This window comes from Flagellimonas sp. L-11 (assembly GCF_056857735.1).
Genome location: NZ_JBSXNR010000036.1, coordinates 1 through 12,315, shown reverse-complemented (window position 1 = coordinate 12,315; position 12,315 = coordinate 1). Strand labels below are relative to the sequence as shown.

11 protein-coding genes and 2 tRNA genes are annotated in these 12,315 nt (G+C 41.6%); 8 read left to right on the top strand and 5 right to left on the bottom strand.

Features of this window, described 5'->3' with window-relative positions; all coding sequences use genetic code 11:
* Positions 1–6: 6 nt before the first annotated feature.
* The gene (gene sppA / locus AC13CC_RS04880; protein ID WP_482876575.1) at positions 7–1,767 is read right to left on the bottom strand and encodes a signal peptide peptidase SppA; all 1,761 of its coding nucleotides are present in this window, start codon (positions 1,765–1,767) and stop codon (positions 7–9) included.
* A gap of 69 nt (positions 1,768–1,836) precedes the next feature.
* Between sppA and folK the strand changes: the two genes are divergently transcribed.
* Positions 1,837–2,982 carry a 2-amino-4-hydroxy-6-hydroxymethyldihydropteridine diphosphokinase gene (gene folK / locus AC13CC_RS04875; RefSeq protein WP_482876574.1) on the top strand — a complete coding sequence of 382 codons (1,146 nt, stop codon included), beginning with the start codon at positions 1,837–1,839 and terminating at the stop codon, positions 2,980–2,982.
* A gap of 115 nt (positions 2,983–3,097) precedes the next feature.
* Here folK and AC13CC_RS04870 read toward each other — a convergent pair whose 3' ends face one another.
* Positions 3,098–3,637 carry an RNA methyltransferase gene (locus AC13CC_RS04870; protein WP_326279819.1) on the bottom strand — a complete coding sequence of 180 codons (540 nt, stop codon included), beginning with the start codon at positions 3,635–3,637 and terminating at the stop codon, positions 3,098–3,100.
* A gap of 430 nt (positions 3,638–4,067) precedes the next feature.
* Here AC13CC_RS04870 and mutS point away from each other — a divergent pair, with 430 nt between their 5' ends.
* The 5 genes from mutS to AC13CC_RS04845 all read left to right on the top strand — a co-directional run bounded on the left by mutS (position 4,068) and on the right by AC13CC_RS04845 (position 8,557).
* Positions 4,068–6,650, top strand: coding sequence for a DNA mismatch repair protein MutS (gene mutS / locus AC13CC_RS04865; RefSeq protein WP_482876629.1), 2,583 nt, complete (start codon positions 4,068–4,070; stop codon positions 6,648–6,650).
* A 75-nt stretch (positions 6,651–6,725) separates the two neighbouring features.
* Positions 6,726–6,798 (top strand) — tRNA-Gly (locus tag AC13CC_RS04860).
* Positions 6,799–6,855: 57 nt separating this feature from the next.
* Positions 6,856–6,941: transfer RNA gene (locus tag AC13CC_RS04855), tRNA-Leu, on the top strand.
* 1,191 nt (positions 6,942–8,132) lie between these two features.
* Positions 8,133–8,288: a helix-turn-helix domain-containing protein gene (locus AC13CC_RS04850; protein WP_428979752.1), complete on the top strand. Its 156-nt coding sequence runs from the start codon at positions 8,133–8,135 to the stop codon at positions 8,286–8,288.
* A gap of 5 nt (positions 8,289–8,293) precedes the next feature.
* The gene (locus AC13CC_RS04845; protein WP_482876572.1) at positions 8,294–8,557 is read left to right on the top strand and encodes a hypothetical protein; all 264 of its coding nucleotides are present in this window, start codon (positions 8,294–8,296) and stop codon (positions 8,555–8,557) included.
* A gap of 446 nt (positions 8,558–9,003) precedes the next feature.
* On the opposite strand, the gene AC13CC_RS04840 is transcribed toward AC13CC_RS04845, so the two are convergent.
* Together AC13CC_RS04840 and AC13CC_RS04835 are read right to left on the bottom strand one after the other, a co-directional pair.
* Positions 9,004–10,314: a serine hydrolase domain-containing protein gene (locus AC13CC_RS04840; RefSeq protein ID WP_482876571.1), complete on the bottom strand. Its 1,311-nt coding sequence runs from the start codon at positions 10,312–10,314 to the stop codon at positions 9,004–9,006.
* A gap of 61 nt (positions 10,315–10,375) precedes the next feature.
* Complete coding sequence (locus AC13CC_RS04835; protein WP_482876569.1) at positions 10,376–11,170, bottom strand: helix-turn-helix transcriptional regulator; 795 nt, start codon at positions 11,168–11,170, stop codon at positions 10,376–10,378.
* Between the two features lie 167 nt (positions 11,171–11,337).
* Here AC13CC_RS04835 and AC13CC_RS04830 point away from each other — a divergent pair, with 167 nt between their 5' ends.
* A complete protein-coding gene (locus AC13CC_RS04830; RefSeq protein WP_326279792.1) occupies positions 11,338–11,841 on the top strand; it encodes a hypothetical protein in 504 nt (167 codons plus the stop codon).
* Positions 11,802–11,981 carry a hypothetical protein gene (locus tag AC13CC_RS04825; RefSeq protein ID WP_326279790.1) on the top strand — a complete coding sequence of 60 codons (180 nt, stop codon included), beginning with the start codon at positions 11,802–11,804 and terminating at the stop codon, positions 11,979–11,981. The genes AC13CC_RS04830 and AC13CC_RS04825 overlap by 40 nt, the downstream gene beginning before the upstream one ends.
* Positions 11,982–12,053: 72 nt before the next feature.
* On the opposite strand, the gene AC13CC_RS04820 is transcribed toward AC13CC_RS04825, so the two are convergent.
* The coding region (locus AC13CC_RS04820) for a gluconate 2-dehydrogenase subunit 3 family protein (RefSeq protein WP_482876567.1) at positions 12,054–12,315 on the bottom strand (262 nt) is incomplete at its 5' end.

Genomic DNA, 12,315 nt, shown 5'->3' with positions numbered 1-12,315 from the left:
ATCGACTTATTTAATTTTTAGACTGAACGGCATCTTGGCCTGGACACCTTCTTGTTTGGTAAATTGCTTGAACTCCTTCAAAACTTCGTAGGCTTCCGTACCTATTTCCTCTTGTATGATGGACTCTCCCAATTTGGCCTTAACCGACCCAAAATCTTCCATAAACCGCTCAAAATCCGATTTGTACTTGGGGTATTTACGGACGCCATAATCTTTTAAGCCGACCATATCGGCAGCGGCGGCAATAGCATCGTCCAAACTACCGAGTTCGTCCACCAAGCCCAGTGCTTGGGCATCTACCCCGCTCCAAATCCTGCCTTGGGCGATTTCGTTTACGCGTTCCACAGGCATATTTCGGCCTTTGGATACGCGGTCCAAAAAGGTATCGTAGGTTTCCTCAATACTTTCTTGCATAACATTGCGAAAGGAATCGGTCATGGGTTCAAAAAAGGAATAATCCACAGAGTTTTTATTGGTGCCCACTTGCTCCGCATTTATCCCCATATTTTTTGCTAGCCCGTGAACGTTGGGAATGGTACCAAAAACACCTATAGATCCTGTAATCGTAGTAGGTTCGGCAAAAATCTTATCGCCCCCCACGCCGATATAATACCCACCGGAAGCCGCTACATTTCCAAAGGAAACCACCAAAGGCTTTTCTTTTTTGGCCAACTGTATTTCCCTCCAAATAATATCGGAGACCAAGGCACTGCCTCCCGGCGAATTTACACGCAGTACAATGGCCTTAACACGCTCATTGTCCACTGCTTTATGCAAAGCATCCACAATAAGGTCTTGCCCTATGTAATCTTTTCCACCTTCGCCACCCAGAATCTCTCCTTGGGCATAGATAACGGCTATCTTGTCCGCCCCTGTTCTGATGCTCTTTTTGTTGGCTTTCTGCACATAATCCCTAAGCCCCACGTAGTTTAGTTCGTCATCTTCCGACACCTCCATTTTTTCCTTGAGCAGCTCCTCGTACTCATCGTAATGCAAGGCTCCGTCCAAAAGTCCCGAAGCTACCGCATACTCCGGTGTTCTTCCTCCAAGGGTATCGGCGATGATGTTCAAGTTTTGGTGGGTAATGTTCCTTGATGCTGAAATATCGTCCACGATAACGTTCCAAATAGAAGTGATCAGTTCCTTGATCTGGGTACGGTTTTCTTCGCTCATGGTATCGGAAAGAAAGGGCTCCACGGCACTTTTGTACTTTCCGTGGCGGATGACCTCCATTTTAATCCCGGATTTTTCCTGGAGCTCTTTATAAAAAAGCACTTCGGTGGCCAGTCCCTTAAAGTCCAAAACACCAACAGGGTTAATGTACACCTCATCGGCTGCACTTGCCAGATAATAATCCCGCTGCGCATACACATCGGAATGTGCCATTACAAATTTTCCGCTCGATTTAAAATCCAACAGCGCTTTCCTAATTTCTTGGGTTTGGGCGACCCCTGCCATCAAATAACCTGTGGTGATGCTAATACCCTCTATGTTATCATCGTTTTTGGCGACTTTGATGGCGTGCAAAATTTCATCCAAACCGAGTTCTTCACCACTAAAGGCTGCAAAGGGGTCGGTCTCATCTTTTCCTGTGTAATCCAAAATAGGCCCCACAAAACTGAGTTCCAGAACAGAGTTCTCCTTTACCACAACACCATCGTCCACACTTCCCATTAGGGCCAAAAAGATGAAGAACATCCCCGTCAATATTCCAAATGCCACCAAGCTCCCCAAAATTGAGGCCAGTAGGTTTCTTAAAAACTTCATTCGATAAAATTTAATACGCCTCAAATATAACCAATGTAGTATTGTTTTGTTTACTTTGTTTATTCGATTATGGGCAGAAAGCAAAAGGTATATCTTTCATTGGGCAGTAATTTGGGAAATCGCCTTGCGAACCTCCAAAAAGCCATTTTTCGCATTGAAAAGGGAGTGGGAAAAATCTTGGATATATCCTCGGTTTATGAAAATCCTGCAATGGGCTTCGAGGGCGATCAATTCCTAAACATTGTAATATCGCTATTAACACCGTTCAACCCCAAGGAGTTGTTAAATGTTTTGTTGCAGATTGAAAAAGAGTTCGGCAGAATCCGTTCCGCAGAAGGAGGATATAGTTCGCGAACTTTGGATATCGATATTATTTATTTTGGATCAGAGGTCATAAATAATGATGATTTGGTGGTTCCACATCCGCAAATGCAGCACAGAAACTTTGTTTTGAAGCCTTTGGGAGATATAGCACCACAATTTTACCATCCTGTGCTGTACAAGGACACCCGAAATCTTTTACAGGAATGTAAGGACAAAAGCAGGCTCGCCAAAACCAAGCACAAGCTTTTTAAAGATCGGTCAGGACTTTTTTCCCAATTGCAGCTTATTGCCATTGAAGGAAACATTGGCGCAGGAAAAACCACCTTGTCCAAAATGATCGCCAATGATTTTAATGCCAAATTGGTATTGGAACGTTTTGCGGACAACCCATTTCTCCCCAAGTTTTATGAAGACCAAGCACGCTATGCATTTCCTTTGGAAATGTCCTTTTTGGCAGACAGGTACCAGCAATTTATGGATGATACCTCACAGTTTGACCTCTTCAAAAATTTTATGGTGAGCGATTATGACATTTTTAAATCGTTGATCTTTGCCAAGATTACCTTGCAAAAAGAGGAGTACAATCTATACCGAAAGGTCTTTAGCTTTATGTACAAAGAAGTAAGAAAGCCAGAAATATATCTCTACCTCTACCAAAATACCGAACGGTTGTTGGCCAACATAAAAAAAAGGGGGCGTGATTATGAACAGAACATAGACCCTGTTTACCTAGAAAAAATCAACCGAGGGTACCTTGATTTCATTAAGGGAAACCCCAATCAAAACAGTGTGATTGTGGACATGGGCGAGTTGGATTTTGTGCATAACCCAGTCGATTACGAATTCATTTTAAAAAAGCTGGAGGACAATATACTTTCGTTAAACATTTAAGAGAATTTTTGGAAAATGTTTGGATATAACGAATGGTTTTATTTTATTAGCACCCTCAATTCGGGAAACTAACTAACTCAGACTTTATATATGGCCCTGTTTTTTCAGGGCCTCTTTATTTTTGGGCATTTAGTTTGGACCAAATGTCCCATACCACTACCCCCGTGCTTACCGAGATGTTCAAAGAATGTTTAGTGCCGAACTGGGGGATTTCCAAAACTGTATCACTGGCATTCACTACTTCCTGTGACACCCCTTTCACTTCATTTCCAAAAATCAAAGCTATTGTTTCATCTGGTTTAACTTGGTAATCGTTGAGCATCACGGCATTTTGGGCCTGTTCCACCGAAACTATCTTTACACCCCTCTGCCTCAAGGCCCCAACAAGCTCCAATGTATCTTCTTTATATTCCCATTCCACACTTTCGGTAGCGCCCAAAGCTGTTTTACGAATATCTTTATGGGGTGGTGTGGCCGTAATGCCACAGAGATAGATTTTCTGTACCAAAAAAGCATCTGCAGTACGGAAGACGGAACCGATATTGTTCAAGCTACGGACATTGTCCAAAATGATGATGATATGCGATTTTTTCGCTTCCTTGAAACTGGCCACATCCAATCGGTCCAGCTCGCTATTTTCCAGTTTTCGACTCATTTTTTAAACATTGGGGCAAAAATATCAACAAAAATTTTTGATGGGTTATGAAAACAATATATTCGTTTCAACAACATATAGAGTTAAGGTGTTTGACAAAACACTTGGCAATAGTTTTTGTCACCTTGAGCGCAGTCGAAAGATTCACAAAAAACATCGCGACTGCCCGTACAGGGCAAAAATAAGAGAATAATTCGCCTAAGGCTTGTCTTTCCTGTGAAAACAGGAATCCATCAAACTAAGATTCTATAGATTCCACATCGTGCTTTGACTACCTGCGCGCCCGACAGGCGGGCGCTCAGCAACCGTGCGGAATAACAAAATGTCAATTAAGAGTTTGTACAGTCCTAAAATGGATTTAAAATGTTTTATCAATAGATAACTGATCGCTTTGGCACCCAAGAAAAAAATAAAGAAAGTAACCCCGTTGATGCAACAGTACAACGCCATTAAGGTAAAACACCCTGATGCCCTGCTACTGTTCCGTGTTGGGGATTTTTACGAAACCTTTGGAGAAGATGCGGTAAAGGCCGCCAAAATACTGGGCATTATACTTACACACAGGAACAATGGCGGCGACAAGACAGAATTGGCAGGCTTTCCGCACCATTCACTGAACACCTATTTACCAAAATTGGTGAAGGCTGGACAGCGCGTTGCCATTTGCGACCAATTGGAAGACCCAAAACAGACCAAAAGCATTGTAAAACGAGGGGTTACCGAGCTGGTTACGCCCGGGGTTGCGTTAAATGACGATATTTTGACCGCGAAGAGCAACAACTTTTTGAGCGCCGTTCACTTTGGAAGAAACAAATTGGGGGTCTCCTTTTTGGATATTTCCACAGGGGAATATCTAACGTCCGAAGGGTCGGTGGAACAGGTGGACAAACTGCTTCAGAATTTTTCGCCGAACGAAGTATTGGTCTCCAAAAACCATAGAAAGGATTTTGTGGAATGCTTTGGCAACCAATTCCACAGCTTCTTTTTGGAAGATTGGATTTTTCAGGAAGATTACGCCAAGGAGAGCCTAAACCATCATTTTGGTACAAAAACCCTAAAGGGTTTCGGTATTGACCACCTTAACCATGGCATTGTTGCATCAGGAGCGGTACTGCACTATCTCTCCGAAACCCAGCATAGCCGATTACAGCACATCAATAAAATACAGCGTATTGCCGAGGAGGAATATGTTTGGATGGACCGGTTTACCATCAGAAACCTGGAACTCTACCATTCCTCGCATCAAAATGCAGTGACCTTGTTGGACATTATCGATAGGACCATTTCCCCAATGGGCGGGCGACTGCTGAAAAGATGGTTGGCTCTCCCCTTAAAGAATGTTGAAAAAATCCAGCAGCGGCATCAGGTTGTCTCTTATTTGAAGAATGAAGATGAACAACTGAACAAAATTCAAGGCTACATTAAACAAATGGGGGATTTGGAGCGATTGATCTCCAAATTGGCCACAGGGAAAATCAACCCAAAAGAGGTGGTTCAGCTTAAAAACTCACTGGAAGCAGTCGTTCCCATCAAGCAATTGGCCCAAAACAGCACCAACGATTCCCTCAAAAATATCGGTGGGCGTCTGAACGACTGTGATGTCCTCCGCTCCAAAATCAAAGAAGTGCTCAACGAAGAGGCTCCTGTAAACATTGTCAAGGGCAACACCATTGCCCAAGGCTATTCCGAAGAGTTGGACGAATTACGTGGACTGGCTTTCTCCAGCAAAGATTACTTGGACAAAATGCTGGAGCGCGAAACCAAGGAAACAGGCATTACGTCCTTAAAAATTGCTTCCAACAACGTATTTGGTTACTACATCGAGGTTAGAAACACCCATAAGGACAAAGTACCTGAAAGTTGGATACGCAAACAAACCTTGGTAAACGCGGAACGCTACATTACCGAAGAGCTAAAGGAGTACGAATCCAAGATTTTGGGTGCCGAGGAACGCATCTACCAACTGGAGCAACAACTTTTTGAGCAATTGCTCGTCTGGATGCAGGAATATATTGCTCCTGTGCAGCTGAACGCTCAACTTATCGCCCAACTGGATTGCCTTTGCGGATTTGCCCAATTGGCCAAGGAAAACAACTATGTGGCACCGGTCGTCAACGACTCCACCGACATCGATATCAAAGAAGGAAGGCATCCTGTTATCGAAAAGCAACTACCGATAGGCGATGCCTACGTGACCAATGATGTACTCCTGAACCGTGAAGAGCAACAGATTATTATGATCACGGGGCCGAACATGAGTGGTAAATCGGCTCTGCTTCGACAAACCGCACTTATTGTCCTTTTGGCACAAATGGGAAGTTTTGTCCCTGCCACCGAGGCCAATTTGGGGGTGGTGGACAAAATATTTACGCGTGTGGGAGCTAGCGACAACATTTCGATGGGTGAATCGACCTTTATGGTGGAAATGAACGAGACAGCTTCGATTTTGAACAACCTTTCGGAGCGTAGTTTGGTGCTTTTGGACGAGATAGGTCGGGGAACGAGCACTTATGATGGTATTTCGATTGCTTGGGCCATTTCCGAATACTTGCACGAGCACCCTGCCAAGGCAAAGACCCTGTTCGCCACGCATTATCACGAACTTAACGAGATGACCACTACGTTTTCCCGGATCAAAAACTACAATGTATCGGTAAAGGAATTAGAGAACAATGTACTTTTCCTTCGAAAATTGGTACCGGGCGGAAGCGAGCACAGCTTTGGAATCCATGTGGCAAAAATGGCGGGAATGCCCCAGCAAGTAATCCAAAAAGCGAACAAAATCCTTAAAAAACTGGAAAAATCGCACTCCAGCGAAGAGATGACGGATAAACTGCAAGCATCCCAGAGCGAGATGCAGCTCAGCTTTTTCAATTTGGACGACCCACTGTTGGAAGAGATTAAAGAAGAAATATTGCACTTGGACATTGATACACTGACACCTGTGGAGGCTTTGATGAAATTAAACGAGATCAAACGACTCTTGGGCAAAAATAAAAAGGCTTCTTCCTGAAAAAATTCTTTCATTTTAAAAGAAATATTATAAATTTGCATCCGCGCTTGGGAAAAGTGCATCGTTCATTAAAATGCGAAAATAGCTCAGCTGGTAGAGCATCACCTTGCCAAGGTGGAGGTCGCGGGTTCGAATCCCGTTTTTCGCTCGACTTCGACTCCGCTCAGTCACCACGGGTGGAGTTTTTTTTTTACATAAAAGTCCTGCTCGAGTGGTGGAATTGGTAGACACGCCGGACTTAAAATCCTGTGGGCATTATTGCCCGTGCGGGTTCAAGTCCCGCCTCGAGTACTTTTAACCCTGTTAATCAATTGATTTTCAGGGTTTTTTAATGTATTCTTGCCGACCATTTGCCAACAATTCTAAATTTAACACGGATTCCAGAAATCCTTGATAATTACTACACCTTTAAAATAGGATGAAAATAAGATAGGGGGCTTGAAATCAAAATATGCACCAAAACTCATAGATAATAAGCCCGCCTTTTAGAAGATTAGACAGGAGATCACTTGTATTGAATACCATATAAAAAAGAAAAATGGTGAACTTTCCTCCCCTGACCTCACGCCTAAAAACGTTCTCGGTGGTTAACAGAGCGACCAGATGCCGAAAAGAACACCATCGTTTTCAAATATATTAAAATTCAAAGAACAAGTAGAAAGCTGGAAAGTCCCCAAAATAAATTTTACTGCTTTTTGCCTAGAGAACACTTTATGAAAATAAAAATGGCCTTCTAAGCTTTGACCTTGGGTAATCTAGGGTGGGTGTTATTCACATATCTTTTCAATAGTGGTGTATATATAAGACCTGTAGTTGGGACCTCTACAAAATAATAATTGAAAAGATAGGTGTCACGCTTTTCCTTTGGGCGACTTATCCAATAATCATAATCAATGTACTTTGGGAAGACCTCGAGAATGAACTTCGACGAGTACCGCTTCCGTTTTGCAAACTCATCATCATACTTTTTTAAATTAGCATCTTTAACGTAAGGTCGAAAACCCTTAATCAAAATCAATGCTATATCCTGCTGCGTTGGCATACTCAAATTATTACTTATTAACAATAAATACGAAAACTATCAAAACTCAAACACCTGTCCACATAAGACCTTTCCCGATTTTAAATTAGACACAACTAGTTGCCAAACAGCATCTTATGTCAACAACTGAATCCAGCCATAAATGGTCATATTCAAAAATAGACATATATTCGTTGTGATGTTATGTACAGCTGATAATAATTCTTAGGCTTTCTACATCCTATTATTTGAACGGGAAAATCAAATAAACTTTAAGGTAAGCAAGAGGTTATTGCTCCGCAGATAGACTGCGGGAGCCAATTAACCTTAATCTTATTAAAATGGAAGTTAGATTTGAGTTCCCAAAAAGTGAGCTAAAATAGTTCATCAATGAAAGCATAACGGAAGCCGTCCGAAATGCTCTTTCCAAACAACAAACTGAAAAGTCCAGCACCTCCGTAATGACACCAAAGGAAGTCTGCGCCTTTTTCAACATCTCACTGTCAACGTTACACGAATGGCGCAAGCAAGGTAAAATACAAGCCTATTATAAAGGCCGAAGGGTTTACTTTAAGCGTGCTGAAGTTGAGGCCAGCCTTGTTCAAGCAAAACAATAATAGTTATGAACAAGGCCAACATTCCGTCCACTTATAGATTTATATTGGCCAAATCAAATAAAACCATCAAGGAATATCATTTTGAGCAAATCGAACATGGTAAACTTCTGGTTCCCTTAAAGCTTAGGATAAAAAAACCCCATAAAAATTCAAAGGAAATTACGGTTCAATTTTTTGATAGTCCAAATTGGAGAAATTGCAGTAGGCATAAACTATCCAAAAAGCCCTTTACTAACTCTTACTCAGGCAAACGTGAATTTAAAAAGTAGAGCATCCCTATAGCAATTAGAATGGATGACAATGGCGGGTCTTTGGAACTTAGGATATTGGATAGGACGGCTAAGTCAAAAGTATATAATCATGTTTGACAATATGCCTTTTGAGACCAGAGATCAGCAAAACTTAAAACGCATATATAAAAGTCCATCATTACTGTTTTTGGAACAGTTTGCACGAGTAAATTCCATAGGCAAAGCGTACATCATCGAAAAATTTAGACATAAGAGTTTAATATTTCAGTTTGTGCGAAACTCTGAAGGTGAATTGATCAAGCCTAAAGTTAGTGGTAGCATTCACAAGTACTGGAATAATGGTTTTCCCGGGAAGGGCAATCCTAAGCTTACCGATGAACAAAGGGAGGTAGCCGATATTTGTCGGTTTCCTTGTACAACAAAAAGCCCTTTTTTTACGGGCTTTTTTCTTTCTATCCACCAATTTAATTCCGTTTTCCTTCCACAACAATGCCTTTCCAACCCATCAATGCATCGTAAGTGCCTGATTCATTTTTAATGAACTCAAAAGATTCGGCAGCTTTTGGATCCTCAAAAAACACGGTCGGGGTTTCTGCTTGTAGCTCCCCTATTTCTTCTCCTTCTTGAAATATGACAAGATGATTGTCTTTGGCCTTCACCTCCAACACCAATCCATCAAAATCGGCAAAAGTATAGTAACCCTCATACTGTTGAAGCACTTCTGCATCCAAGGCTATAGCTTTTCTGTTAATTTCCTTCGGATATTCCACAGGTTTGGCCTTTAAAAGCCGTACCATATCATCAATCGTATCAAAAAAGGGCATCTCATCATAATTGGCTAAGAGCACAAAATCAAAGTCACTCCCCAAATCACTGTAAACTTGGGCGCGTATGCCTTTAGACCCTCCGTCTTTGGCTATAATTCCATTCTCGTTTTTCAAAAACGAAGCATAGGGTTCCTGTTTTATACCGTCGAGAAACTTTTTTAAATCATCAACGGTTGAAAACAGCCGCGCCGTCCGAAACTCATCTTGCTGAATATTGTCCACATTCACCAGCGCACTATCTTTGAGTGTATGGTTTTGGGCCATATTTTTAATCCTATTTTCTTGGGTAAAAAAATGAGCACCGCTTGCATCCATCCCTAGCGGTATGAAAATTTCGTCCATTATACATTGCGCAAAGGGTTTATCATAGGCTTTGGAAACAATGTTGTACAAAATCTCATAGCCTACGTTGGAATACTGGGCATCTGTACCTGGTGCAAACAAAAGATTCTCCTTTTTGGCCAGTTCAACAATTTCATCTGAAGTTAATTGGTATTCCTGCCCCTCTAAACCCGACAATTCCCTGGGCAGTCCGGAACGATGTTCCAGCAACATTTGCAGTGTAATCTCTTTCCCTTTGGGAAAGTCTTTAAAAAAAATGTCCAAGGTCTGGTCTATGGAAAGCTTCCTTTCCTCTTCCAATTTAGCCAACAAATAATAGGTCATCAATTTGGAAACGGAATGGATATCAAACTGTGTGCTATCGGTAATGTAAGTTGAACTTTGGGGGTCATCATTCAAATTATAGGCTTTTTTTAGGAGCAAGGTATCCTTTTGATAGACCAATACCACGCCATTAAATTTTTGCAACTCCGTAAGTTTGGTAAAATAGGTATCCACAGCTTCCTTTACTGCTTCCATTTTTGATGAAAGCTGTACATCCCTTTTCCTGTCCTCAAGGCAACTTATGCATAGAAGCACCATCAAAACGATCAAATAATTCCTCATAATCAATTGGTTTGTGCAAAGAAGGCTCAACCCTCGTGAAAATAATTGTAAAAATGGAAACCTACGGGTGCCGCAACAAAAACTCAGGTAAATTTTTAAAGAACTGTAAGGGTGCAACCCCACAAACTTTTTTAAAGTCGTTGATAAAATGGGCTTGATCAAAATACCCGTAATCGTAGCTGAGCTGCGTAAGTGATATATCAGGGTTTTTGGCCTTAAACTTGACCAAATCCAATATGCGAACGGTGATGATGAATTTTTTTAAGGTATACATCACTTCCTTTTTAAAAACCTTGCCCAAATATTGCCTCGATTTGTCAAAATGTTCACTCAGTTGGTTCACCGTTACTTTTCCCCGTTTTTCATAAATATAATTGCAGAGTTCGCGCACTAGTTCAATCGAGGATGTAAATTCAAATACATTATCGCACATGAATTGCTCTGCCAACGAAAACTTATCCGATACCCCTTCGGTTTCAAAAACGGTTTGATGAAGAGACAGCAACTGCACATCTGCAATATCAACAACACCCGATTCTTGTAACGATGCAAAAAAATGAGCGTTTACCCAAGGTTGCAACTTTATCGTAAAAAAAGTAAGTGAACCCGCTGCTTCAATTCGATACGGTGGCGTTACATCGTGAATGGTAAAGACCTTGCTGCGAATTACAACTTTTTGTGGGTCCTCACCATAATAAAAAGCACCCGAAGCCTCCTTGAAAAATACAAAGTCATAACAGCAATCATCGATTACGGGAATCTGCCCCGTGCCATGATCACCCGCAAGATGGATATAGTAACATTCCCTAAAAATTTGATAGCGGGATCCTTTGGGGTGATGGGCAGTTATCGTCATTGTCAATTAAACTATGTACAAAGTCTTTATATTCCAATATATGAACTTTTTCAATTTTCCTATATCCATCCAAACCCCACATCCGTCAATTCAAACAAGACATACATCGATTACCTCTCTTTTAAGCAAATAGCAAAACTACCTTTGTCTTAAACAATTTATATTCTATGAAACCAATCAAGCTTTTTAGCATTTCCATTCTTGCACTTGGCATAAGCATGGTCTCTTGTTCTAGTGAAGATGGTACGGATGGCAAAGATGGACTAGATGGAGAAAATGGAGTAGGCTTTGATGAATTAACCAGATATGGATACATTACTCTTGAAATGGAGGGAATAAGAGTGGATGATGTACTTTTCCAAGACTCCACAGCTTTTAAATTTATACCTATTGACCCTGCTGAATTACCAATCAACAATAATGCTGACTTTGGTGGCAACACTTATTTTTTCGATATAAGGCGTTTCCTTAGTGTCCCGGATAAAAACCAAGATGACACAAATTCTTTTGTAAAGATCACATTAGAGGTTACCAATCCAGGGGAGGATTCCCAAAGCATTGACCTTTTCAATATTCAAATCAACGAATATGCAGTCGTGGGGGAACGACAACAAATATTTTGTTGTGGACGATGCTTGGCCTTTTCTCACCCCCTGAAGATGATGACATAATTAAGGATATTACCTACGACACCACCGCCAAACACCTGACCTTTTCATTCGCGTTCACCATTCCCGGAGCGGACAATGTTACAGGCAACGACCTACATATATCAGGGGAAGTGGACATCACAGCTTTGAAAGCTATATAACAATACCATAAACTACATTGAAAAAGCCCCGACCTCAAGATCGGGGCTTTAATGTTTAACTAATAGCTTTTCTTATGTCAACAAATTTCCATCCTCGTCCCATTCGGCGATGATGCCCCGCTTGCTCTGGTCCACACATTTGGCGAGCCATTCCTCGTCGTACGATACCCCGTGCTGTTCCAGCACATCCTCAGGGACACCGTCCCATACATTGGGCTGGTTCCCCTTGTAACCGATCTCCTCGATCCCGATCTTGCTCGTATAAAAGCCCGTCATGGTCAGGTTCCTTATCAAAGAGAAGAAGTTCACCTCGAAGGGGCGCTCGTTGCCCGGG